This is a genomic window from Halovulum sp. GXIMD14793, assembly GCF_054457435.1.
Map to the genome: position 1 here is coordinate 38,494 of NZ_JBTLNE010000016.1, position 25,566 is coordinate 64,059.

Annotated in this window: 22 protein-coding genes; 17 read left to right on the forward strand and 5 right to left on the reverse strand. The window is 57.5% G+C overall.

What is annotated here, in order from left to right:
* Positions 1-194 precede the first annotated feature (194 nt).
* Together ACW9UQ_RS06250 and ACW9UQ_RS06255 are read right to left on the reverse strand one after the other, a co-directional pair.
* Complete coding sequence (locus ACW9UQ_RS06250; RefSeq protein ID WP_458930141.1) at positions 195-623, reverse strand: DUF6636 domain-containing protein; 429 nt, start codon at positions 621-623, stop codon at positions 195-197.
* 63 nt (positions 624-686) lie between these two features.
* Positions 687-3,185: a GcvT family protein gene (locus tag ACW9UQ_RS06255; protein ID WP_458930142.1), complete on the reverse strand. Its 2,499-nt coding sequence runs from the start codon at positions 3,183-3,185 to the stop codon at positions 687-689.
* Positions 3,186-3,346: 161 nt separating this feature from the next.
* On the opposite strand from ACW9UQ_RS06255, the gene ACW9UQ_RS06260 reads away from it, so the two are divergent.
* The 8 genes from ACW9UQ_RS06260 to trmB all read left to right on the forward strand — a co-directional run bounded on the left by ACW9UQ_RS06260 (position 3,347) and on the right by trmB (position 12,684).
* On the forward strand, positions 3,347-5,368 hold the full coding sequence (locus ACW9UQ_RS06260) for a M3 family metallopeptidase (RefSeq protein WP_458930143.1): 2,022 nt from the start codon (positions 3,347-3,349) through the stop codon (positions 5,366-5,368).
* A 265-nt stretch (positions 5,369-5,633) separates the two neighbouring features.
* Complete coding sequence (locus ACW9UQ_RS06265; RefSeq protein ID WP_458930144.1) at positions 5,634-6,092, forward strand: Ros/MucR family transcriptional regulator; 459 nt, start codon at positions 5,634-5,636, stop codon at positions 6,090-6,092.
* A gap of 107 nt (positions 6,093-6,199) precedes the next feature.
* On the forward strand, positions 6,200-7,510 hold the full coding sequence (gene miaB / locus ACW9UQ_RS06270) for a tRNA (N6-isopentenyl adenosine(37)-C2)-methylthiotransferase MiaB (protein WP_458930145.1): 1,311 nt from the start codon (positions 6,200-6,202) through the stop codon (positions 7,508-7,510).
* Positions 7,511-7,571: 61 nt separating this feature from the next.
* Entirely contained in the window at positions 7,572-8,603 is a 1,032-nt protein-coding gene (locus tag ACW9UQ_RS06275; RefSeq protein ID WP_458930146.1) for a PhoH family protein, read from the forward strand.
* The gene (gene ybeY, locus ACW9UQ_RS06280) at positions 8,596-9,078 is read left to right on the forward strand and encodes an rRNA maturation RNase YbeY (RefSeq protein ID WP_458930147.1); all 483 of its coding nucleotides are present in this window, start codon (positions 8,596-8,598) and stop codon (positions 9,076-9,078) included. The genes ACW9UQ_RS06275 and ybeY overlap by 8 nt, the downstream gene beginning before the upstream one ends.
* Before the next feature lie 38 nt (positions 9,079-9,116).
* Entirely contained in the window at positions 9,117-10,028 is a 912-nt protein-coding gene (locus ACW9UQ_RS06285) for a hemolysin family protein (RefSeq protein ID WP_458930148.1), read from the forward strand.
* 1 nt (position 10,029) lies between these two features.
* Positions 10,030-11,550 carry an apolipoprotein N-acyltransferase gene (gene lnt / locus ACW9UQ_RS06290; RefSeq protein WP_458930149.1) on the forward strand — a complete coding sequence of 507 codons (1,521 nt, stop codon included), beginning with the start codon at positions 10,030-10,032 and terminating at the stop codon, positions 11,548-11,550.
* Between the two features lie 408 nt (positions 11,551-11,958).
* Complete coding sequence (gene trmB, locus ACW9UQ_RS06295; protein ID WP_458930150.1) at positions 11,959-12,684, forward strand: tRNA (guanosine(46)-N7)-methyltransferase TrmB; 726 nt, start codon at positions 11,959-11,961, stop codon at positions 12,682-12,684.
* Between the two features lie 25 nt (positions 12,685-12,709).
* Here trmB and ACW9UQ_RS06300 read toward each other — a convergent pair whose 3' ends face one another.
* Entirely contained in the window at positions 12,710-15,238 is a 2,529-nt protein-coding gene (locus tag ACW9UQ_RS06300) for a methyl-accepting chemotaxis protein (protein ID WP_458930151.1), read from the reverse strand.
* Positions 15,239-15,468: 230 nt separating this feature from the next.
* On the opposite strand from ACW9UQ_RS06300, the gene cmk reads away from it, so the two are divergent.
* From cmk to ACW9UQ_RS06345, 9 genes are all read left to right on the forward strand, one after another.
* A complete protein-coding gene (cmk, locus tag ACW9UQ_RS06305) occupies positions 15,469-16,110 on the forward strand; it encodes a (d)CMP kinase (RefSeq protein ID WP_458930152.1) in 642 nt (213 codons plus the stop codon).
* Positions 16,111-16,221: 111 nt separating this feature from the next.
* Entirely contained in the window at positions 16,222-17,916 is a 1,695-nt protein-coding gene (rpsA, locus tag ACW9UQ_RS06310) for a 30S ribosomal protein S1 (RefSeq protein WP_458930153.1), read from the forward strand.
* Positions 17,917-18,831, forward strand: coding sequence for a signal peptide peptidase SppA (gene sppA, locus ACW9UQ_RS06315; protein WP_458930154.1), 915 nt, complete (start codon positions 17,917-17,919; stop codon positions 18,829-18,831).
* Between the two features lie 99 nt (positions 18,832-18,930).
* Positions 18,931-19,212 carry an integration host factor subunit beta gene (gene ihfB / locus ACW9UQ_RS06320; protein WP_458930155.1) on the forward strand — a complete coding sequence of 94 codons (282 nt, stop codon included), beginning with the start codon at positions 18,931-18,933 and terminating at the stop codon, positions 19,210-19,212.
* A gap of 14 nt (positions 19,213-19,226) precedes the next feature.
* A complete protein-coding gene (locus ACW9UQ_RS06325) occupies positions 19,227-19,577 on the forward strand; it encodes a LapA family protein (RefSeq protein ID WP_458930156.1) in 351 nt (116 codons plus the stop codon).
* Positions 19,561-20,250 (forward strand): phosphoribosylanthranilate isomerase, encoded by a 690-nt coding sequence (locus ACW9UQ_RS06330; protein WP_458930164.1) that lies wholly within the window; start codon positions 19,561-19,563, stop codon positions 20,248-20,250. Before ACW9UQ_RS06325 ends, ACW9UQ_RS06330 begins: the two co-directional genes overlap by 17 nt.
* A 152-nt stretch (positions 20,251-20,402) precedes the next feature.
* Entirely contained in the window at positions 20,403-21,623 is a 1,221-nt protein-coding gene (trpB, locus tag ACW9UQ_RS06335; RefSeq protein WP_458930157.1) for a tryptophan synthase subunit beta, read from the forward strand.
* A 250-nt stretch (positions 21,624-21,873) separates the two neighbouring features.
* The gene (locus ACW9UQ_RS06340) at positions 21,874-22,278 is read left to right on the forward strand and encodes a tellurite resistance TerB family protein (protein ID WP_458930158.1); all 405 of its coding nucleotides are present in this window, start codon (positions 21,874-21,876) and stop codon (positions 22,276-22,278) included.
* Positions 22,275-23,270, forward strand: a complete 996-nt coding sequence (locus tag ACW9UQ_RS06345; RefSeq protein WP_458930159.1) for a hypothetical protein — start codon at positions 22,275-22,277, stop codon at positions 23,268-23,270. Before ACW9UQ_RS06340 ends, ACW9UQ_RS06345 begins: the two co-directional genes overlap by 4 nt.
* 206 nt (positions 23,271-23,476) lie before the next feature.
* Here the strand turns inward: ACW9UQ_RS06345 and ACW9UQ_RS06350 are convergent, their stop codons facing one another.
* Positions 23,477-24,700: a patatin-like phospholipase family protein gene (locus ACW9UQ_RS06350; protein WP_458930160.1), complete on the reverse strand. Its 1,224-nt coding sequence runs from the start codon at positions 24,698-24,700 to the stop codon at positions 23,477-23,479.
* Positions 24,701-24,732: 32 nt separating this feature from the next.
* The gene (locus tag ACW9UQ_RS06355; RefSeq protein WP_458930161.1) at positions 24,733-25,365 is read right to left on the reverse strand and encodes a YfdX family protein; all 633 of its coding nucleotides are present in this window, start codon (positions 25,363-25,365) and stop codon (positions 24,733-24,735) included.
* Positions 25,366-25,566: the final 201 nt, after the last annotated feature.

Genomic DNA, 25,566 nt, shown 5'->3' on the forward strand with positions numbered 1-25,566 from the left:
AGAATGCTTTGAATTGAATGTAAAGCAAGCTTTACACCAAACCTCATCCTCCGAGAAAGACCCCGACCGCCCCGGGCAATAGGGTAACGGCGCACATTGCGCACCAACGCCGTACAAAACCACGACGCGCTATCAGATTGTTTTTGGCGGTTTGACCGATTGGATATCGAATAGGTCAGGCCGATATGCAGTGCCTAGAAAACCGAACGCTTCCCACGTGCAAGCTGAAATCCGTGGCCGTCAGCATTTACGCATTTTACACCGGTCGTCTCGATCTCACAGCGGTAGTTCAGAACCGACCAGGTGGAGCCATATCCAAGTTCCGGTGTAGGGTAGGGCCAGAAGACATCACCATGGCAGCTGACATCTTCCCGCGCGTTTCCTGTTGGTCCAAGCGTAAAGGTCGGGGTTTCATCAACACCGCATGCAGGATCAAGCGGTGGCGCCCAATCTGCTGAGAATACAAGGCAGATCAGCTGGTCACTATTCTCATATCCCGGCAAATCATCCGGCACATAACACAGGATGTTGCTCGATGGTGTCTTGAACGATGGCGCTTCAGCCCTGACGGCTGGTGCCAGAGAAATCAGCGCTGAAACAAGGGCGGCTTTGACGGTTTGCATCGGATGGCTCCATTGGTGCGCTGGTCCGCAGCCTGTTCAATTCGGATGCAAAAAAACAATACATTATCCATCGGCCCGGATGCGGATGTTGGTCGGGTCATGCGGGCTGTCGGCGACGACCTCAGCGGGCCAACGCTGGTTGAACATCAGCACCTCCAGCTTGGTTCCCGGCACAGCCTGATCCGGCGTCACATATCCCATACCAATGGATTTGCCATGCGCTACGGAATAGCCGCCCGAGGTCAGACGGCCCACCAGCGTATCGCCGGCAAACAGCGCCTCGCGGCCCCAGGGGTCAGCATCGGGCGGGCCGTCGATCATCAACGTGACGCAGGAAGAGCGGATACCTTTGGCCAACATCGCCTCTTTGCCGTGGAAATCCTTGGACAGGTCAACGAAGCGATCCAGCCCGGCCTCCAGCGGGGTGGCATCGCGGCCCAGTTCGGTGCCGAACGCGCGATAGGATTTTTCCTGCCGTAGCCAGTTTTGCGCCCGCGCACCGACCAGTTTCATGCCGTGCTTAGCGCCAACCTCCATCAAACGATCGAACAGGTAGGTCTGGAATTCCACCGGGTGATGCAACTCCCATCCCAGTTCACCGGTATAGGCCACGCGCACGGCGACAACCGGGCACTGGCCCAGTTCGATCCTGTGTACTGACAACCAGGGGAAGCGAGCGTTGGACAGGGCCGTATCCGGGTCCGGATCAACGATCAGTTCGCGCAGAATGTCGCGGGATTTCGGCCCGGCCAGCGCAAAGCAGCCATAGCGAGTCGTCCAGTCCTCGACATTGATGCGGCCGAAGTCCGGCTCCTTGTCTTCGACCGCTTTCAACAGATTGTCCCGATCATAGGCATGCCACGCCCCGGCCGAGATCAGGACCCAATGCTGCGGAGTCTCACGCAGGATGGTGTATTCCGTGCGGGTCGTGCCCGCCCCGGTCAGGGCGTAGGTCAGATTAATGCGATAGGGTTTGGGCAGCTTGTTGGTGGTGAACCAGTCAAGAAAGCCTTCCGCCCCGGGGCCGGTCAGCACATGGCTGGCAAAGGCCGAGGCGTCAATCAGACCGGCGGTTTCGCGGATCGCCTTGGCCTCCTCGACGGCATAGTCCCACCAGCCGCCACGGCGGAAGCTGCGGGTCGTCTTGTCAAAATCCGCCGGTGCATCTTTGGGGCCGAAGTAATTCGGCCGCTCCCAACCGTTGACCTGCCCGAACTGGGCACCCAGCGCCTTTTGCCGGTCATAGGCGGGGAAGGTGCGCACGGGGCGGCACGCCTCGCGTTCTTCGTCGGGGTGATGCAGGACATAGACGTGAGAATAGCATTCCTCGTTCTTGCGCGCGGCATAGTCCGTGGTCATCCAGTCCTGACCATAGCGTTTGGGATCAAGGCTGGCCATGTCGATCTCGGCCTCGCCCTCGACCATCATCTGCGCCAGATAATACCCCGTGCCGCCCGCCGCCGTGATCCCGAATGAGAACCCTTCAGCCAGCCACATATTGCGCAGACCCTGCGCCGGGCCAACCAGGGGGTTGCCATCGGGTGTATAGCAGATCGGCCCGTTGAAATCGTCTTTCAGGCCCACGGTTTCCGAGGATGGGATGCGGTGGATCATCGACAGGTACTCCGCCTCGATCCGGTCAAGGTCCAGTGGGAACAGGTCAGCCCGGAAGCTGTCGGGAACGCTGTGCAGGAACCGCGCCGGTGCGCCATCCTCATAGGGGCCAAGGATCCAGCCGCCGCGTTCCTCGCGCACATACCATTTGGCATCGGCATCGCGCAGCACCGGATGTTCGCCATGGGTCTTGCGATACTCCACCAGCGCGGGGTCGGGTTCGGTGACGATGTACTGATGCTCAACCGGGATTGCCGGGAACCGGATACCCAGCATCTTTGCGGTGCGCTGGGCGTGGTTGCCGGTGCAGGTCACGACATGCTCTGCCGTGATCTCGAACGGCTCTTCGGGGATCAGGTTGCCGCCCTTTTCCACCATCTTATGCCCTGAGACGACCCATTCCGATCCGGTCCAGCGCATCCCATCCACCTGCATGCGGCGGTAAATCTCGGTCCCGCGTTGCCGGGCCCCCTTGGCCATCGCCTGGGTGACATCGGCAGGGTTAATATAGCCGTCCGTGGGATGATACAGCGCGCCTTGCAGATCTTCGGTCCGAACCAGCGGCCAGCGATCCCGGATCTGTTCCGGGGTCAGGAACTCGTACGGAATGCCCACAGTTTCCGCGGTGGAGGCATAAAGCTGGAACTCATCCATCCGGTCGCGGCTTTGGGCCATGCGTAGGTTGCCGACCACCGAGAAACCGGCATTCAATCCGGTCTCTGCCTCCAACTCCTTATAAAGCTTTACCGAATAGTCATGGATATGACTGGTCGCGTAGCTCATGTTGAACAGCGGCAGCAGCCCGGCCGCGTGCCAGGTGGAGCCTGAGGTCAGTTCATCGCGTTCCAGCAGAACCACATCTGACCAACCGGCCTTGGCCAGGTGATAGGCAATCGACGCCCCAATCACACCGCCCCCGACAATCACTGCGCGCGCATGGCTTTTCATCACCGAACCCTCCGTCAGACATTCTTTGAGCCTAATCGCTGACGGCGCGCGATGTCACGAAAGACCGACCTCCTCCGGCTGGTTCGCGACATCGACCCGCCCTTGAATGATGCAGGACGCGGGTCTACCCATGTCTTAACCGCATTTACCCCAGGGATTTTGTGATGAACCCGCTTCTGGCAGACTGGACCACCCCGTTCGGCATTCCCCCATTCGACAGCATCAAGGATGCGCATTTCGCCCCAGCGTTTGAGGCCGTTTTTGCCGAAGCGCGGGCGCGCATCGCCGGGATTGCGGATAATCCCGCAAAGCCGACCTTCGCCAACACCATTGAGGCGCTAGAGCTGGCCGATAAAGGGTTGGAGCGGGTGCTTTGCGTGTTTTTCAACCGCGCGGCCACCGACCTGAACGACGCGCTGCGGGGCCTGCAGCGGGATGTCAGCACCGAAATTGCCGCGTTCAATTCCGAAGTTTCAATGAACGCAGCCCTGTTCCGGCGTATCGACACGCTGCAAGAGCAGCGCGATGATCTGGGATTGACCGCAGAGCAAAAGCGGGTGCTGGATCTCTATCACCGCGATTTCGTGCGCAATGGGGCCAAACTGGCCGGTGCGGATCGGGATAGGTTGCGCGATATTCAGCAGGAGTTGGCACAACTGGGCACCGCCTTTACCCAGAATATGCAAACCGACGAAGAAACCTGGTCCATGACACTGGGCGAGGGCGATCTGGACGGGCTGCCAGATTTCGTTCGATCCTCTGCGAAGGCGGCGGCGCAGGAGCGCGGGACGGATGGCTATGTGATCACCCTGTCGCGGTCGCTGATCGTGCCTTTCCTGCAGTTCTCGACCCGTCGCGATCTGCGTGAAACGGCCTACCGGGCATGGATTGCGCGCGGAGAAAATGGGGGCGACACAGATAATCGTGAGATTGTCCGGCAAATTCTGAGCCTGCGGCACGACCGCGCGCAGCTTTTGGGCTATGAGAATTTCGCCGCATTCAAACTGCACCCGCAAATGGCACAAACCCCCAAGGCGGTTCGCGATCTGCTGATGCAGGTCTGGCAACCGGCAAAAGCCCGGGCCGAGGCGGATGCTGGGCGGCTGCAAGCCCTGATGCAGAAGGATGGTGTAAACGATACCCTCAGGGCCTGGGATTGGCGGTATTATGCCACCATCCTGCAAAAGCAGGACCATGATCTGGATGACGCCGAACTCAAGCCATATCTGCAACTGGATAACATCATCGAAGCCGCTTTTGACTGTGCCGATCGCCTGTTCGGACTGCGCTTCGTCCCGCTGGACGCGCCGGTGCCCCATCCTGATGCCCACATCTGGGAGGTCCGCAAGGGCGACCGGCATTTGGGCGTCTTTATCGGGGACTACTTCGCCCGGGCGTCCAAACGCTCCGGCGCGTGGTGCTCCAGCTTTCGCAGTCAGCACAAACTGGACGGGGAGGTCCGTCCCATTGCGATCAATGTCTGCAACTTCGCCAAGCCTGCCCAAGGCGAACCCGCGCTGCTGACCATGGACGACGCCCATACCCTGTTCCACGAGATGGGCCACGCACTGCACGTGCTGCTGTCCGATGTAAGTCATCCCTATATCTCGGGAACCTCGGTCGCGCGGGATTTCGTCGAATTGCCCAGCCAGCTTTATGAACACTGGCTGACTGTGCCAGAGGTTCTGGCAAAACACGCCCGCCATGCTGACACCGATCAGCCGATGCCCGATGACCTGATGCAACGGGTCAAGGCGGCTGAGAATTTCGATCAGGGGTTTGCAACGGTGGAATATGTCGCCTCGGCCCTTGTGGACCTGGCGTTCCATGACGGCCCGCCATCAGCCGACCCGATGGCACAACAGGCAGAGATCTTGTCGGAACTTGGCATGCCCGCAGCCATCAGCATGCGTCACGCAACACCACACTTCCAACATGTATTCTCGGGCGATGGCTATTCTTCTGGTTACTACTCTTACATGTGGTCCGAAGTCATGGATGCTGATGCTTTTGCTGCATTCAAGGAAAGCGGTGATGTATTCGACACAGACACAGCGGAGCGGCTCGAAAAAAGCATCTATTCAGCTGGCGGATCGCGTCCCGCAGATGAAACCTACGTGACGTTCCGCGGAAAACTGCCGACGGTGGATGCACTGCTGCAGCAGCGCGGATTGATTGATTAGGAGGCATTTGCCCTAGAAATAAGCGACAATTTCACTCATGAACACATCTTCGCCATCTTTTCGCCATCAAATACAGAGATTATGTTTACCTTCAGACATTTGAATGACGATAAGTTATTAAACCGTGATTAGCTACACTTGTCTATTGTTAGATAAGAACCTATACAGCCTCCACGACCTGCCGTTTTAGTGTTTAGTTGTGTAATGTTCGGAAATAATAAGTTACCCAACGGCAGCAACTTAGCAATCCGGGGAAAACGATGCTATGAGTGAACAACAATTTGTGGATAAGGGGGAAATTCTGGCATTGGCGTCAGATATTGTCGCGTCATATGTTGGAAATAACCCTGTCCAGCCAGACCAAGTGAATGAATTGCTTCGCTCGGTATTTGGAACAATGAACTCCCTGACAGATGAAGCCGCCAAACAGGCCGAAGAATTGGTTCCCGCCGTTCCTATCAAGAAGTCGGTTACCAACGATTACATCATCTGTCTTGAAGACGGCAAGAAACTGAAGATGCTGAAACGGCATCTGTCGACCGCCTATGGCCTGACGCCTGAGGAATATCGCGCCAAGTGGGGCCTGCCATCTGACTATCCGATGGTTGCACCAAACTACGCCAAGAAACGGCAGGAGTTGGCCAAGAAAATCGGTCTGGGCCGCAAGCCGAAAACGGCAACCAAGGCAGCACCAAAGTCGCGCGCCAAGGCAAAGGCCAAGTAACGGCCATTGCTTCAGAGGGCCTGAAAGGCTAAACGAACCGGCGGTGCAAGATATGCACTGCCGGTTTTTTATTGGGCCATTTGGGGCCGTTTTCCTGGGATCGCGACATGACCAAGCCTCGCAAGCTGTTCATTAAGACATATGGCTGTCAGATGAATGTCTATGACAGTGAGCGCATGGCCGATGCCATGGGCAAAGCTGGCTATGAGGTGACGGAGGATCAGTCGCAGGCTGACATGATCCTGCTGAATACATGCCATATCCGGGAAAAAGCCGCCGAAAAGGTCTATTCCGATCTTGGGCGCTTGAAGCCGCTGAAAGCCGCAAAGCCTGATCTGATGATCGGGGTCGCCGGATGCGTCGCACAGGCCGAGGGCGAAGAGATCATGGCGCGCCAGCCCTTGGTCAATCTGGTGGTTGGCCCACAGGCCTATCACCGGCTGCCGGGAATGGAAGAACAGGCGCGCGCAGGCAAGCGCCCCGTCGATACCGAGTTCCCCGAAGAGGACAAGTTCGACCACTTGCCGCGCGGTCCCAAAGCGAAACGCGCACCAACCGCATTTCTGACCGTGCAGGAAGGGTGCGACAAGTTCTGCGCCTTTTGCGTGGTGCCTTATACTCGCGGCGCTGAGGTTTCCCGCCCCGAAACCCGGCTGATGGCCGAGGCCCGCGATCTGGTGGAACGCGGCGTGGCCGAAATCACGCTTCTGGGCCAGAACGTCAACGCGTATCTCGGCCCCGATGGCTGGTCATTGGCACGCCTGATCCGCGAGATGGCCAGGATCGACGGCCTGGAACGCCTTCGTTTCACCACCAGCCATCCCAACGACATGGATGACGACCTGATCGCTGCACATGGCGAGATCGATAAGCTGATGCCCTATTTGCATCTTCCGGTGCAGTCAGGCTCGGACAAGGTGCTGAAGGCGATGAACCGCAAACACACCGCAGAAAGCTATCTGCGCCTGATAGAGCGTATTCGCGCGGCGCGGCCCGATATCGCCATGTCCGGCGATTTCATTGTCGGCTTCCCGGGCGAGGGGGATGCAGATTTCGAAGACACCCTCACGCTGTGCCGCGAGGTACGGTACGCGCAGGCCTATTCCTTCAAGTACTCTGCCCGCCCCGGCACACCCGCCGCTGGCCGCGATCAACCCGCCGAGGAGGTGAAGGCCGAACGTCTGGCCCGACTGCAGGCCCTGCTGACCGAACATCAGACGGATTTCCAGAACCAGATGGTGGGCAAGACCCTGCCCGTTTTGCTGGAAAAGCCGGGGCGGATGCCGGGCCAGATGGTGGGCCGCTCGCCCTATCTTCAGGCAGTCCACCTGCAAGCGGATGCTGCACAGGCAGGGCAAATCGTCGATGTGCGGATCACCACGGCCAACGCCAATTCGCTGGCCGGTGAAGCCGCGTGAGCGGTTATGACAGTGATTTGACGCTTATTCTGCTTGCACCGCGCATATGGGCTGAGGCACCATGAGCAAAGAACCACAAGCCGATGGAGCGAACTTGACGACCGAAGCCTTACAGGATGCCGCCCCGCATGCGGAAACCTTCGTCACGTTCCCAGACAACCGGCTTCTGATTGACCTGTGCGGCGAATATGACAGCCATCTGGCACGGATCGAACAAGCGCTTGATATCACCATCACGCGTCGCGGCAACGAACTGGGCCTTTATGGCGAATCAGATGCCACTGCGCGCGCCGAAGAAGTGTTGCGCAGCCTTTATCAGCGGCTGGAACAGGGCCGCGCCGTGGAACCGGGCGATGTGGACGGCGCGATCCGCATGGGCGATGCGCCGCAAGAAGCCCCGGATCAGATGGAAATGTTCAAGGGCAACGCGGTTGAGGTGCGTACCCGCAAACGCACTGTTGAACCCCGCACCCCGGCGCAAAAAGACTATGTCCGGCAGCTTTTCGCCAATGAACTGGTCTTCGGCCTAGGCCCTGCCGGCACCGGCAAGACGTACCTTGGCGTCGCCGTTGCCGTGTCGATGTTTATCGAAGGCCGCGTCGATCGCATCATCCTGTCCCGCCCCGCTGTTGAGGCAGGGGAGCGTCTGGGCTTTCTGCCCGGCGATATGAAGGACAAGGTCGATCCCTATATGCAGCCGCTTTACGATGCGCTGAATGATTTCCTGCCGGGCAAACAGGTCGCCCGCCTGATTGAGGAAAAGCAGATCGAGATTGCGCCACTTGCCTTTATGCGTGGGCGCACCCTGTCCAACGCTTTTGTCGTTCTGGACGAGGCGCAGAACGCCACCACCATGCAAATGAAAATGTTCCTGACCCGTCTGGGGGAAGGGTCCCGCATGGCGATCACCGGTGACATGACGCAGATCGACCTGCCTCGCGGCGTCATGTCGGGCCTGGTGGAGGCGGAACGCGTTCTTCGCGACGTCAAGGGCATCGGATTTACCCGATTTACCGCCACAGATGTCGTGCGCCATCCGATGGTTGCCAAGATCATCAACGCCTATGAGGCTGCGTCCAAAACGGATGTCTGACCGCGTTTCCATTCTGATCGAGGATGACCGGTGGGCGGCGATTGATCTGGCCCGGTTGACTGAAACCTGCCTGACCGAAACCCTGTCAGCACTGGATCTTGGGCAGGATTACGAAATCTCTGTTCTGGCCTGCGATGATGCGCGCATTGCCAACCTGAATGCCAGTTTTCGCGCCAAGCACACCGCGACAAATGTCCTCTCCTGGCCTATTGCAGAGCTGTCACCCGACACCCCTGGGGACGCCCCCCACCCGCCAGATCAGGAAGAACTCGGCGATATCGCACTGGCCTATGACACCATCAAGGCCGAGGCACAGGCCAGCGATGTGTCACTGACCGATCACACCACGCATTTACTAATCCATGCCATCCTGCATCTGCTGGGCCATGACCACCAGACCGAGGCAGATGCGCAGCGCATGGAAGGCCTCGAAATCGCAACCCTTGCAAAACTGGGCATTGCCAACCCATATTGAACATGGCGCAGCCGGTGCGCCCCGACTGGACAGGAGAAATGGGAGAGAATTCCGAAGGGTCATCTGCTGCGGCGCAAAGCGCGCAGGACAGCGACACCCCCCCGCAAAAATCCCGATTATTCGGCTGGCTCTTGCGCGGCCCGAAACCAGCGCACGAAGCAGAGCCCGCATTCGGGTCCGCATCGGACATCGCCGCTGCATCCGAAGGTGCGCGCGACATGCTGATCAATGTCCGCAATATGCGCGACGTTCGGCTTTATGATGTCGCCGTGCCACGTGCCGATATCGTTGCCGTGCCGGAAACCGCCACCCTGGACGAGGTGGTTCAGGCCTTCCGCGACAGTACATATTCGCGCCTGCCGGTCTATGCCGAAACTCTCGATAATCCGCTGGGTCTGGTGCATCTGAAAGATCTTGCGCTTGCGTTCGGTTTTCAGAGCGATCAGGCCGCTTTCAACCTGAAGGCTGTGATGCGCCCGCTGCTTTATGCCCCACCGTCGATGCCGATGGGGGTCATGCTGCAAAAGATGCAATCGGACCGCATGCACATGGCGCTGGTGATTGACGAATATGGCGGTGTTGACGGGCTGGTCACCATCGAGGATCTGGTGGAACAGATCGTTGGCGAGATTGCCGATGAGCACGACGCCGAGGAAGGCGAGATGTGGCAGGATGAGGGGGATGGGGCCTATCTGTGCCAGGCCCGCGCTCCGCTTGAGGATTTTGAGGCCATCGCCGGGGTCGACCTGCTGTCCGATGATCTGGACGAGGACGTCGATACCATCGGCGGGCTGGTCTTCATGCTAGCCGGCCGGGTCCCGCAAAGGGGCGAGGTTGTTTTGCATTCCCAGGGCCATGAACTTGAGGTGGTCGAGGCTGACCCCCGTTCGATCAAGCGGGTTCGGGTCCGCATCAACAAAGCTGCGAAACTGGATCAGGCTGCCGAGTAGGATGAACACACCGCAGTTTTTGCGCCAATGCTCTCGCCGGACGGGCTGGGTGATCACTGGGCTGGCCGGAGCGCTGACCGCGCTGGGGCAGGCCCCTGTGGGCTGGCCTATATTCCTGTTTCTCGGCTTTGCCATTCTGGTCTGGCAGGTACAGTTATGCACCAGCTGGAAACCCGCCTTTCGCCTGGGATGGTTGGCGGGGACGGCACATTTCGCCCTGGTCATGAACTGGATCATAGAGCCGTTCCTTGTCGATATTGGCAGGCACGGATGGATGGCTCCCTTTGCTCTGATTTTGATGGCAGGCGGGCTGGCGTTGTTCTGGGCAGGGGCTTTTGCGATATCCACAGCCATGCGCGGCGCGGTGCCCCGGGCCTTGCTATTGGCTGCGGCACTGGCCGGGCTGGAATGGGTGCGCGGCTGGATTTTCACCGGCTTGCCCTGGGCGCTGACCGCCTATGTCTGGGCGGATACACCCGTTGCACAAACCGCTGCCTTTGTCGGCCCATTCGGCCTGTCCCTGGTGACGTTTGCGCTGGCGGTTCTGGTGGCCGTCGGTTGGCGCGGCGCAGCTGTTTCGGGCCTTGTGGTCAGCGCGCTATGGGCTGGCGGGGTTTGGAGGATGTCTGAACCGATGCAGCCGCGCGTTGATCCGGTTACTGTGCGCGTCTTGCAACCCAACGCTGCCCAGCACCTGAAATGGCAGCCCGAGATGATGCCGGTTTTCTATCGCCGCCTCATGGACATGACAGCCGAACCCGCAGTCACGCGCCTTGATATCGTGATCTGGCCCGAAGCCTCCGCGCCGTTCATGCTGAATGAGCGCTTTGATCTGCAACAGGAAATGGCCATTGCGGCGGGTGGCGCGCAGATTTTGGTTGGCATCCGGCGCCGCGACCCTGATGGGGCCTGGTATAACTCTGCCGCTCTTTTGGACCGGACCGGCGCTGTTCAGGACCTGCATGACAAGGCACATCTGGTCCCATTCGGCGAATACGTGCCCTTCAACGACCTTGCCACCCGCTTTGGCATCGGCGGCCTTGCGGTCGGCAAGGCCAGCGGCTTTACTGCGGGCCAAGGGATTACCCCGATGCAGCCGCCGGGCCTGCCGCCGCTTTTGCCGCTAGTCTGTTATGAGGCAATCTTTCCCGATGCACTCAACGCGGTAAGCCCCCGGCCGGACTGGATCGTTTTGGTTACCAATGACGCCTGGTTTGGCCGCTGGTCGGGGCCTTACCAACATCTCGCCCAAAGCCAGTTCCGCGCCATCGAACAAGGCCTGCCGATGGTCCGCTCGGCGAACACCGGCATATCCGCGGTTATCGATGCACATGGCCGGATACTGCAGTCTGTGCCATTGAACCAACAGGGATGGTTCGATGCCGCACTGCCGCCCGCACGACCCGCCACGCTCTACCGGAATTGGGGCGAAGTGCCTTTTGCGGTCCTGCTTATTCTTCTGCTGGCTGCCGCTTCTGCGCTCGAAGCAAACACCCGAACGCGCGACCAAGGCCAACGTTAGATACGCATTACAGTCTTTTCTGGCTAGATATCGAAACCTACCGTTGATCTGCCCCCTCAAGCCAAAGTTGCGTTCTCGCAAGACTTGGTCGTCACAGCCTGTTAATCGGTCTGAAACTTATGAATCTTGAGGTTACTTCGGCGCGGCCTTTGGAACGGGTATGCGGGAACATCAACAACTGCTCCACCTTCAATAAGTTTTAGCATCTCACGAAATATCTGACTTCAGGCAGCGTCAGATGATTCAGGTTTTTCGCATGCAGCTCCAATATTCGGGCATAAAACACTATCGCTTCGCACAGACGCCGCTACGACCATTTGGCCCCCGCAACCGCAGCAAATCAGTTGCTTTCGCTTTGCAACAAAACCACCTATACCGCTGATCTTCCATATAAGACACTTGGGAACTATGGCTGAGAACAATACAATCGGGGACGCGTGGCGCAATCTTTATGGGCGTCGCAAGGGCAAGCCGCTTCGACCTGCGCAGCGCGGGCATTTGCAGGACACGCTTCCTGCCATTCGTCTGGAGAACGTTTCGAGGACGGAAAATCCCGAACGTCATCCGCTTGATCTCTCGGCTTTGTTTGGCGACCGGCCGGTCTGGCTGGAAATCGGTTTTGGCAGCGGAGAGCATCTTTTACATATCGCCGGACTGCAACCCGATGTGAATTTCATCGGGTGTGAGCCGTTTCTTAACGGCGTTGCCAAGTTGACTGCGGGCGTTGCACGGCACGAGCTTGACAATGTTCGGGTGCATCCAGGCGATGCCCGGGACTTGCTGGATGTGCTGCCTATCGCTTCGGTGCAACGGGTCTATCTGCTGTATCCGGATCCATGGCCCAAGCGTCGCCATCACCGGCGGCGGTTCATGAACACAGCCCAGATCGACCAAGTTTCGAGGGTCCTAGCCCGGGGTGGAGAGTTGCGATTGGCAACCGATATCGGTGACTACGTACGTCAGGCTTTGACGGTGATGCAGCCGCGCCCGGATTTTGAGTGGTTAGCCGGATCACCATCCGACTGGCGCCAACCCTGGGCCGATTGGCTGCCGACACGTTACGAGACAAAGGCAAAGCGCGCCGGTCGCCCGGCGCACTATCTGATCTGGAAGCGGTGCGGCCAAAGCGGTTGATTTGCCACGCCGCAATCATCCCAGCTTAGAAACTTGACCAGTCTTCACCAACCGCCGCTTTGAAAGACGGTTCTTCGACAACGGGTGCCAAAGCGGCGGGCTTTGTGGTTGACGCCGGCCGTGGAGCGGATGCCGAGGCTGCATTTGTCGTCGGCCTTGGTGCATTCGCAGCGGGCGCTGGTTTAGCAACCGCAACAGTACCGATATCGAAATAACGGATCGTCTCGGAAAGCGAACCTGATTGCGTTTTCAGCGCCTCTGAGTTTGTGCGGGATTCTTCGGCCAGTGCGACATTTTCCTGAGTCAGGCTGTCCATATTGGCCACAGCAGAAGAAACATCACGAATACCTTCGGCCTGTTCCTGCGTGGCCGAGGAAATCTCGGCCATGGTTTCGGACGCACGCGAAATCGCGTCCATGATTTCTTCAAGTGCATTGCCTGCCCCGCGCACCTGCTCCACGCCTTTGGAGACGCGTTCCGAACTGGCGGAAATCAGGGTGGTGATATCACGCGCCGCTTCGGATGTTTTATGCGCCAGCTCACGCACCTCTTCGGCCACAACCGAGAAGCCTTTGCCCGCGTCGCCAGCGCGCGCCGCTTCAACCGCCGCATTCAACGCCAGCAGGTTGGTCTGGGAGGCAATCGTGTCGATGATCGCGATGGTTTCGGCAATCCTGGTAGAGCTTGCCTCGATCTCATTCATGGATTCGACAGCCTGGCTGGCGACATCCATCCCAGTCGTCGCGCGTTGCTGCGCAGTTTTGGCCAGATCCGAGGCGCGCACTGCATTCTCGGAGTTGGCCGTGATATTGGCCGACATCTCTTCCATGGTGGCAGAGGTGCGCTGCAAAGCCTCAGCTTGGTTTTCCGTGCGCACAGCTAGGTCACCGGACCCGCGCGAGATACCGTCGGCCGTCTGGTTTAAATCTTCTGCGGCCCCCTTGACCTGTCCAACCACGGTTTGCAGCTTTTCCATCGCGTCGTTGACATTGGTCTGCAACTCGCCAAACGCACCCACGAACTTGCCATCCATGCGCCGCGTCAGTTCGCCATCGGACATTGCGGTCATTGCACAAGCCATAGCAGAGATGCCCTTTTCGACGGTCGAGACCAATTCGTTCAGCCCGCTGCCCAATTGATTCAGAACGTCATCATCAAAAGTATGTTCCACTCGGGCCGAGAAATCACCCTGAACACCGGCGCGGACGACGTGGCCCATTTCGGCATTCAGCTGCTCCAGCATGCGCTGGCGCTCGGCTTTGCGTTCCTCGTCCTGCTGTTCGCGGGCCTTACGCTGTTGCTTGCGTTCCATCGCCGCCTCGCGGAAGGTCTGGACACTGCGCGCCATTGATCCCACCTCGTCTTTGCGATTTGTGCCTGGGATATCTTCCTCATAACTGCCCTCAGCCAGCAACAGCATACGTTTCTTCAGGCGCAGCAGCGGCGCCGTGACGGAGTGGCCAAATATCCAGCCGACGACACACCCCAGGATTGAGACCACCACCGCTACAACTGATATGTAGAGTTTAACCGAGTTGACCGACTGATAAGCATTCTGCCAGTCGCGTTCCGCGATAAGAAACCAAGTCTGGTCAAAGAACCCGACGCGGGAAACGGCAATTATTGCCCTGGTGCCCATCGCGCCAATCTGTTCAAAAACGACCCCCTCTTCCGTTGCGCTGGTCAGGGCATCAGTCAGGGGGATACTATTTGAGAGAATGTCGGTTCCTGGCTTTGCCGGAAGGTCGCTACGAAGGATGCCGTCCGATGCCGCAAGATAGACTTGGGTCGCATCACCAGTATCTTCGGTGCCAGATGTCAGGCCGAACATATCAGACGAGATTTGGACTGCGACCGCGCCATGGACTGTCGTCGACCCGCCGCTTTTTTCGACTATCGGGTAGACAGCGAAGGATTCAGAGCTGTTTCCGCTGGGCGCATAAGGAGAAAAGTCTTGATAATAAATTTCTCCGTCGGCATTGGCGATGGCATCACGAAACGCCCGGCCCAAACCACTTTCAGCATAGATGCCATCAGCTATGTTCGTGCTAAAATCATCCTCTTTCGTTACCGAATAGATGATGTTTCCGTCCTTATCGATCAAGAAGATATCGTAGTATCCCCGCTCTCCCATCAGATCGCGCATAACGGGGTGGAAGTGGGCGTGTAGAGCAGAGTATGCTGATCCATCACCAGCATCATCGAACGTCTTCTTGTCCCCAACAGTGTTTTCGGTGACGTAGAGTTGTCGTAGCGGATTAGCTACGCCCCCTGATCGCAACTCCTCTACCCCTGCCTGCATCTTCCGAATGAGGTCGTACTCGATCACTTGTGCAGCAACGACATGAAGGTCGCCTGTCACCAGTTTCTCCACACCCTCAATCTTGTGGTAGTTGACCTTGTCAGTGGCTTTCAGGGCGACCTTGATCTGCTCGGTCAAGCCATTCTTGGCCACCTGGTAACTGACAAATCCAACTGCAAACACAGAAATCACGGTAACACCGACGAGGGCCAGCAGGACTTTTCCGGTCAGGGAGGCAAACATCTTCTTCATGGCGTGGCGTCCTTCGCATCGTTCTACAACATGATCCGCAGACAGGCGGATTGGTTTATTTGCTGGTAGGGGCCAGACCTTAAGAAATGCCTTAGGTTTGGGCGCGACCTGGCATCGAACCTTCAGCAGGCGGGACCCAAATAGAGAAAATTTGAACAAATTCCCCGCGACCCGGGGAAAGCTAAAGAAATTAGGTGCAGTTCACGCTGGCTTGGATTATCCGATGCAGGATGAAGTTTACGGTGGCCATTGACGGCCCGGCAGCGTCGGGCAAGGGGACAATCTTGCGCGCGGTGGCGCAGGCTTTTGGCTTTGCGCATCTGGACACGGGTCTGCTGTATCGCGCCGTGGGTATGAAGGCGCTGGATACCGGGCGAGGTGTGATTGATCCGATCGCAGCCGAGGAAATCGCCAAACGGCTGTCAGACAATGATGTGACCCGCAATGACCTGCGCACGGCGCTGGCCTCTCGTGCGGCATCTAAAGTGGCAGTGCTGCCAGAGGTGCGTACAGCGCTGCAGGACTTTCAGCGCAACTTTGCCCGGCGCGAGGGCGGTGCCGTGCTGGACGGGCGCGATATCGGGACGGTGATCTGCCCACGCGCCGAGGTAAAGCTGTTCGTCACCGCTTCGGACGAGACGCGCGCAAGACGGCGGTTTGACGAACTGATCGCAGATGGCGCGGACACCACGTTCGAAACCGTTTTGCAGGATCTGAAACTGCGCGATGCCCGCGACAGTGAGCGCGAGGTCTCGCCGATGCGGCGCGCAGAGGATGCCCACTTGCTTGATACCACGAATTTGTCTATAGACGCAGCCGTCGCCGAGGCGGTGGCGCTGATAAAAACAAGAATCGAGCAGGGTCGGGACTAACACTCCGGCCCTTTGGTTTTTTGCAGAACGCTGCCTCATTGACCGAAATATGTGAAAGACCGGCGGACCCAACCGCTCGGCCAGCAAAATATGAAAAGGAACTGAACGTATATGTCTGCATCTGCATCAATGGATGAGTTCGAAGCCCTACTGAACGAAAGCCTCGAACTGAAAACCCCCGACGAGGGTTCTGTCGTCAAAGGCACTGTCATCGCAATCGAAGCCGGACAGGCCATCATCGACATCGGCTACAAAATGGAAGGCCGTGTCGAACTTAAAGAATTCGCAAAACCCGGTCATGACCCTGAAATCGCCCTCGGCGACGAGGTTGAGGTCTATCTTGAGCGCGTCGAGAACGCCCGCGGCGAAGCCGGCCTGAGCCGTGAAAAAGCCCGCCGCGAAGAGGCCTGGGACCGTCTGGAAAAAGCCTACGAGAAAGAAGAGCGTGTTGAAGGCGCTATCTTCAACCGCGTCAAGGGTGGCTTTACCGTCGATCTGGGCGGTGCCGTGGCCTTCCTGCCCGGTTCTCAGGTTGATGTGCGCCCGGTGCGTGATGCCTCTGCCCTGATGCACATCCCGCAGCCGTTCCAGATCCTGAAAATGGACCGCCGCCGTGGCAACATCGTTGTGTCCCGCCGTGCGATTCTGGAAGAAAGCCGCGCGGAACAGCGTGCCGAGATCGTTGGCAAGCTGGCCGAAGGCGACACCGTGGACGGTGTGGTCAAGAACATCACCGAATACGGGGCCTTCGTGGACCTTGGCGGTGTCGATGGGCTGCTACACGTGACAGATATGGCATGGCGCCGGGTTAACCACCCGTCGGAAATCCTGAATATCGGCGAAACCGTCAAAGTTCAGGTCGTCAAGATCAACAAGGACACCCAGCGTATCAGCCTTGGCATGAAGCAGCTGCAGGCCGATCCATGGGACGATGTCGAAGCCCGCTTCCCACTGGAATCGGTGCACAATGGCCGCGTCACCAACATCACCGACTATGGTGCATTTGTTGAGCTGGAGCCGGGCGTCGAAGGTCTGGTTCATGTGTCGGAAATGTCCTGGACCAAGAAAAACGTCCATCCTGGCAAGATCGTCTCGACCAGCCAGGAAGTCGAAGTCATGGTTCTGGAAATCGACACCGCCAAGCGCCGTGTCAGCCTGGGCCTGAAACAGACACAAGGCAACCCTTGGGAAAACTTCGAAACCACCTATCCGGTTGGCACCGAAGTCGAGGGCGAGGTCAAGAACATCACCGAATTCGGTCTGTTCGTTGGTCTCGAAGGCGATATCGATGGCATGGTTCACCTGTCCGATATCGACTGGAGCCGGTCTGGCGAAGAAGCGATCCAGGACTTCAACAAGGGCGATGTCGTCAAGGCAGTTGTCACCGATGTTGATACTGACAAGGAACGCATCAGCCTGTCGATCAAAGCGCTGGATGGCGATCCGTTTGCAGATGCAACCGGCGGCCTGAAACGTGGCGCGATTGTTACCGTTGAGGTCACCAAGATTGAAGACGGCGGCATCGAGGTCGAGTATGATGGCATGAAAGCCTTCATCCGCCGCTCTGACCTGAGCCGTGATCGTGCTGAGCAGCGCCCCGAGCGGTTCTCGGTCGGTGATAAGGTCGACGCGCGCGTGACCAATATCGACAAAGCGTCCCGTCGTCTGGGGCTGTCGATCAAGGCCCGCGAAATCGCAGAAGAGCAGGAAGCTGTCGAACAGTATGGTTCGTCGGATTCCGGTGCGTCTCTGGGCGATATCCTTGGCGCGGCCCTGAAGGGTCAGGACGACGAAGAAGAGAATTAAGTGAACGCGATAGAGCGAGACTTCTACGAGGAACGGCGCCGTAAACGGCGCCGTTCCGCATTCTGGAAAGGTGTTCTGGTCACACTGCTGGTGCTGATCGGCCTGGTCGTGTTTATGGCCTGGAACAGCGGTCAGCCTTCCGGGCCACATATCGCGCAGTTTTACATCGAAGGCGAAATCGAAAGCAGCGATGACCGCGACTTTATTCTGCGCAATCTGCGGGACAATCCCGATGTGCGCGCGGTGATCCTGCGCATCGATAGCCCCGGCGGAACCGTGGTCGGGTCCGAGGCGATTTACGAGGTGGTCCGTCAGATCAGTTCAAAAAAGCCTGTTGTCGCCGTGATGGGCGAGGTTGCGGCCTCGGGCGGGTATCTGGCCGCTGTTGCTGCCGATCACATAGTCGCCCACCACAATACAATTACCGGCTCTATCGGCGTGATTCTGGAGTATCCCGATGTCACCGGGCTGATGGATACGCTTGGTATCGTGATGCGGACCTATCGATCCTCTGACCGCAAGGCGGATGTATCCCCGTTTCGCGCCCCGACAGCAGAGGGTCAGGCGGTTGTCCGCTCTTTGACCGAGGAAAGCTACAGATGGTTCCGGGATATCGTCGCAGAACAGCGTGACCTTTCGGGGGAACAACTGGACGACGTGGCAAACGGCGCAAGTTTCACCGGCAGTCAGGCGCTGAAATTGGGCCTGGTCGACCAGATCGGCAACGTAGACGACGCGGTTCTGTGGCTCGAATCGCAGGACTCAACGCTGATAGACCTTCCGATTGAGAACTGGGAAATGCCCGAATATGACGCAGGACCCTGGCGATGGCTGGGAAAAATCAGCGGAAACAGCCGGAATTTACTGGGATTTTCGCCGCAAAGCGGGCCTCGGCTGAAATCCATCGCCAATTGACGTAGGAAACGCTTTGACCTTCGATGCAACAACAACAATGATGGGGTATTGCAGTATTCTGTCCTAGGGGAGGGGTAGAACCATGCGAAGGGAACGCACATGATCAAGTCAGAGTTGATCCAAAAGATCGCCGACGAGAACCCGCATCTGTATCAGCGGGATGTTGAACGGATCGTGACGACATTTTTCGATAAGATCATCAATACCATGGCTGAGGGCCATCGGGTTGAGTTGCGCGGTTTTGGCGCTTTCTCGGTCAAGCACCGCGATGCCCGTACCGGTCGCAACCCGCGCACCGGTGCATCCGTCGAAGTGGAAGAGAAGTTTGTACCGTTTTTCAAGACCGGCAAGCTTTTGCGGGACCGTTTGAACGACAACTGAACCGGATCGGAGCCATGCGCGCCATCAAGATCGTTTTGCTAGGCATTCTTTTGATTGCCATTGTTGTGCTGGCTCTGGCCAACCGTCAGATGGTGACTCTGCGCCTGTTGCCTGAGGGCGTCTCATCCGTTCTGCCCTACAGCCGCGAAGTTCCGCTTTTCGCGGTCATCCTGGCATCGGTTTTTGCCGGGCTGATGCTGGGCTATGTGCTGGAATGGGTGCGCGAACACAAGCACCGCCGGGAGGCTTCGCAAAAACGGCGCGAAGCTCGTCGCCTGAAGCGCGAAGTCAAAAGCCTGAAGAAAAAGCACCTGTCCGAAGAGGACGAGGTGCTGGCCATTCTTGACGATGCAACCCGCGCCTGATCCGGGAATACGGGTCAAGATCTGCGGGCTGACAGAACCGCAGTCGCTGGCGGCTGCAGTTCAGGCGGGGGCGGCCTATCTTGGCTTCAATTTCTTTCCGAAATCCCCCCGATATGTCAGCCCGACAACAGCACGCACACTGGCGGCGGATGTGCCGCCGGGTGTCTGTAAGGTCGCCCTAAGCGTCAACGCCGATGACGCCACATTGGACACAATCCTTTCCGATGCGCCTATCGACATGTTGCAGCTGCATGGCAGCGAGGGTCCTGACCGGGTTGCCGATCTGCGGAAACGCTATGGCCTGCCGGTGATGAAGGTAATTGGCCTTGCCGAAAAGGCCGATCTGACCGAGCTGGACCAGTTCATCGGCGTGGCGGACCAGATCATGCTGGATACAAAACCGCCCAAAGATGCCGTTCTGCCTGGCGGCAACGGCCTGAATTTCGATTGGACATTACTTCAGGGCCGACGCTGGCCGATGCCCTGGATGCTGGCGGGTGGTCTGACAGCTGAAAACGTGGCCGATGCAATTCGTCTGACGGGTGCGCGGCAGGTCGATGTGTCCTCGGGCGTTGAACAGGCCAAAGGCCAGAAAGACGCCGGAAAAATCGCCGATTTCTTGAAGGCGGCCCATGGCGCAGGTGCACCACAACTGCGCCCCGTCAGCCTCTGAAAAACCGCCACCCGGAACGGCTGCGGCTTTCTGTTTTCCTTTTCTACTCAACAAATTTACACAAGCAGGCCGCGTAGGTTCCGCTATGCTTCGGCTCGACCTTATCCAACTATGAAGTTAAGAGGGTCAAACGACAACAAAGGATCGACCCCATGAACGATATCAGGCCCAACAGCTATTCCAACGGCCCCGACGAACGTGGCCGGTTTGGCATCTTTGGTGGACGCTTTGTGTCCGAAACCCTGATGCCGCTGATCCTTGATCTTGAGGCGGAATATGAAAAGGCCAAGACCGATCCGGATTTCTGGGCCGAGATGGACTTTATGTGGAAGCACTATGTTGGCCGTCCCAGCCCGCTTTATTATGCCGAACGCCTGACAGAACGGCTGGGCGGCGCGAAAATCTATCTGAAACGGGATGAGCTGAACCACACCGGCGCGCACAAGATCAACAACGTGCTGGGCCAGATCCTGTTGGCGCGGCGCATGGGCAAAACCCGGATCATTGCGGAAACCGGGGCAGGGCAACACGGTGTGGCAACGGCAACGGTTTGCGCCCGATTCGGCCTGAAATGCATTGTTTTCATGGGCAAGACAGATGTGGAGCGTCAGGCCCCCAACGTTTTCCGCATGAAACTGTTGGGGGCCGAGGTCGTGCCCGTCACCTCTGGCCGCGCGACCCTGAAAGACGCAATGAACGAAGCACTGCGGGACTGGGTCACCAATGTGCATGAGACATTTTATTGCATCGGCACCGTCGCAGGCCCGCACCCTTATCCCGCCATGGTCCGTGACTTCCAGTCGATCATCGGCAAGGAAACCAAAGAACAGATGCAGGAGGCCGAGGGCCGCCTGCCTGACAGCCTGGTGGCCTGTATCGGCGGTGGCTCCAACGCCATGGGTCTGTTCCACCCGTTCCTGGATGACAGCGATGTGCGCATCGTCGGGGTAGAGGCCGGGGGCCACGGTGTGGACGACCGCAACGAACACGCCGCCTCGCTGACCGGCGGACGGCCCGGGGTACTGCACGGCAACCGCACGTACCTGTTGCAGGACGAGGATGGTCAGATCCTTGAAGGCCATTCGATCAGTGCAGGGCTGGACTATCCCGGCATCGGGCCGGAACATGCATGGCTGCATGATATTGGCAGGGTCGAGTATGTTTCGGTCACTGATACCGAAGCGCTGGACGCCTTTAAGTTGTCCTGCGAGACCGAGGGTATCATCCCCGCGCTGGAGCCCAGTCACGCGCTGGCGCATGTCGCCAAGATCGCCCCAGATCTACCCAGCGACCACCTGCTGGTGATGAATATGTGCGGTCGCGGCGACAAGGATATCTTTACCGTGGCCGAGGCGCTGGGTGTGGAGATCTGAGCGCTGTCCTATAGCGTGTCGCGAAATACCGGCATCATCGGGCGCAGTCAAATCCTGGATTTCACGCCGCGTCGGATGGATCAGGTTTTTTGCACGACGCTGTAAAAGCGTCACCAATGATATTTAGACCAAAGCCCGGTTGGCCGGTGATCTGCCCGCCTGCAGGGTCTGGATCAGATAAACGAAAGGAAATCCGAGGTCTCTGTTTTCGCGCCTGCGTGGTAAGTCCGGCAATGCGGCCTCCAACCCTTTGGCCAAGGCGGTTCTGGCACCTGCCACGCTGACGATGATCTCTGATGGCAGCGTTGATGACTCAGAACTGGCGCAGCTGGCCAATCTCTGCAGTTTCAGCCCCATGTTCTTTGGCCTTGTTTCCGAGCAGATCGTTAAGCTGATCAATGAAAACATTCAGGAATTCCAGTCCAAGGGCGCCCAAGCCTACACCGAAGAGGTCGCCAGCATCCTGTCCATGCCGATGCGCGAAACCGCAATGGTCTTTTCCATCCGTATCGTCCTTGCAGATGGGCATCTGGACGAGGGCGAAAAGAACTCTCTTGGCGGAATCGCCACCGTATTCGGTATCCCACAACAGACCTTTGAGATGATGTTTAACGTCATGATCATGCTGCAGCGTGGACCCCAGGCGACCGGATGAGCGACGACGAGAAGCTCAGCTTCAGCGTTGACCTCCTTCTGAGCGAACCCATCGACTTTACAACCGATGAGATCGCCGAGGCGGTCAACGCCGACTTTCCCGCGTTCCAGATCGATGGCTCCTTGCTAAAGGACATGCATTTCAGCACCAGTGACGTGGTGACCGGAATGATGACCCCGAAGGACAAGGAAAACGGCGACCTCATCTCGCTTTTCTCGCTTGGTTTTGTGGATGAGGAATTTAAGGGGCGTGACCATACCGAAACGGCCTGGCTGTCTCACCCACACAGTCAGCAGGCTTTGGACGCGATAAAGGCCCATAAAAGCTACCTTCACATAAGCTGCACACCGACGGATGACTCGCTGGCTGCGCGGTTTCGCGCCGCGCGCATGATGACAATCGTGTCATCGGTCTTTGCTGCCCTACCGGTGACTTTGGGGGTCTATGTTGTCGGCACGGGCCGTGTCGTTCCCGGCAAGGAATGGGTCGAGGCAGCCCAGATGGCAACGCGCGGCGAGTGGCCTTTGCATCAATGGATCGGCTATCGTAGCGCCTGGAATCTGGTGGACCCGTCTGATAATCGGTCGACCGTTGGCTACACATCTGGCCTGAAGTCCTTTATCGACGCCGAAGTCTATCTGCAGCCCGCGCCCTTTGAACCATCAGACGGTCTGATGGCGTTGGTCTCTGCAACCTACATACTGCTGGTCAGCGGCAATCCTGTCTATGATGGCGACACGATGGGCACCGATAAGGACGACAAGTCGTACCGTTTCCGCATTCAAAAAGCGAACTACGAAACGCCCAACGATATCTACCACCTGTTTCACAAAGACAGTCCGGTAGATCATGTTGATATGTTCGGCTCTCCTGAAAATCAGCCCCCGCCCCTGGGCTTTGACAATACCAAGCAACCGAAAGATCAGCCCGCTAAAGATCGAATAGAAGCTTACGAAGATTTTTCCTGCGACGCTGACTGGGCCTACATCTAGCCCTTCTCCCGCCAATACCATTGAAGCGTTCAGAAAGGCGTCGATCCAGGACAATCCGATAATGTAGCGATATCCGATGCTGCCTGTTCCAACTCCGATTAACAGTAGAGCAACCACCACAGCAACAATGCGCGTCAAGCGCATGGCCGTACCGCGACCGGAAGTGGTTGGTCTAACGAAGACCGGAATGAAGGCGAGGCGCCGGCTCATCGGGTAAGATCAAAAACACTGACGCTATTTCGCTTCTTGGAACGGGAAAGCCAATCAGGATGTGACAACGTCCTAAGTACGTCTTGGCGGCCAGCATTCCAGTGCTCAATCATGGACCTACGTGAAAACTCATAGTCCTTTGAGCCGCCCTCAAAATCGGACTGTCTGTAGATTAAGTGAGCAATGGTCACTGCTTGGTCGCCGATCCCCTCCACAATAGCCATTGCATCTGGATCCGCTTTGAGTTCCGCTGGTAGCTTCTCGTAGAGCCTGAGAACAGCATCTCGCCTCTCTCGAATGCTCCGCAGCATATCTGTGTTGAAGCGGGTTCGGCTTGAAAAACGGATGTCTTTTTCGCGGGCATCAGACGTCCAAACGGAGGTGGGAACCGGGCCACGGGCGCTGAATAGGTCAACTTGAAAGACGCAAAGGTCCCCTAATTCATCTTTTGAATCGAGAACATATTGCAGAGGGGTGTTAGAAACGAGACCTCCGTCCCAGTAGAACGCGCCGTCAATTTCGATCGCAGGAAAACCAGGTGGCAGCGCCCCTGAGGCCATGATGTGTTCAGGGCCAATCTTGACAGAGCTGCTGTCGAACCAGGTCATGTTTCCAGTTTCGACGTTGACTGCCCCGACGCTCAGTCGGATCGGGCCTCTGTTGATCCGATCAAAGTCCACAAGTTCGCAAAGCGTGTCGCGCAACGGTTCGGTATCATAGAAGCTGCGGGCGCCTTGGCTTCCAGGTGGCATAAAAGAAGCCGGAGGTTGTCGAAGGCGAAAGAAACCGGGTACTCCACCAACTGTGGTAGCAGAGGCATTCATCTGATTGATCCAGTCACGAGGCATGAGCATGTCAAACAAAACGGACGGGACGGCTTGCGAAGACACGCGTTCCCAAAATTTTCGTAGTGCCCTGCTACGATCTTCCAGGGCATTCCCTGCGAGAAGAGCTGAATTGAGCGCGCCAATGGAAATCCCCGCAACCCAGTCAATTGGGTTGCCCTCTTTCATGAGCGTATCCGCTGCTCCTGCTTGGTAGGATCCTAGAGCCCCACCACCTTGAAGGACCAAGGCTGTTGTCTCTGACGTCATGAAAACCTCGCCGGATGGACTTTTCTCCAAAATGATGCCGAAGTTTGGAGAGAAATTGCCAAAAGCAATATTGACCCATTGTCGTAGTGGGTTGGCTGATTGAGACTGGCCAATGTTGTTGCCCACGGAGGCTTTGCCTCCGTGGAGATGAAAGTCATCTATTCTGCGTTGCCTTGCTCCGGGATTGCGTCAATGGAAAAAACTCTGACAACGACACCATCCTCCAAGGCTTTCAGCGCGAGATTGGCTTCGAAGTATTTGCCTTCGTCCAAAGCTGCCTGTGCAGCTGTGAGTTGCTCTGACGTGTCAACGATTGGCAGCAGTGCTGCTGAAATATTCACGTCGATGGAAGCCAATCTGAGCGTCTCAATGGCCTCATCGTCTGATCCGCTTTGAAAGAGCGCGCCTGCCTCGGTAAGCGCCTGTTTTGCTTCCTCGGTAACCGTGAAAGTCTCGTCCAGTGTCATCGAGATATCAAAAGGAAGGAACTCCGCCGCGCCCTCGGGCACTTCAGTATCGCCAATGGTCAGATCGTTGAACTTCAACTCAGCATCAACGAATTCAGCCATTGCTTCTGCCACTCGGGCTTTGGCCGCATCAATGTCATTTTCGAACAGCGCAAGGCGCGCAGCTCGTGCACGTGTGACGGCCATCAGAGCCTCGTCAGCCGTCTGAAGCATTTCAGTTTGCGTGTCGTAAGATGCAGAACCTGTCTGCGCGAAGACCGGGCTGAGCGTTGTTGAGAGAAGTGCTGCAAGGGTGATCGCAGTAGTCGTGGATTTCAGTGTCATAGTGACCTCCTGGGTTCATGACGACAGATTGCACCCAAAAATTTGCGCACAATTGAGCCCAACCTTAAATCTTTGCAAACTATGTCCGTCGTCATATAAAATGGAACATCAGCGCGGTTTGAGCAATGGAGTCTCTGGCTCATTTGTTTGATTGATTATGCGGCTTGTTTTTGATGTTGCAAGCGGCGGTGTTTGATTGTC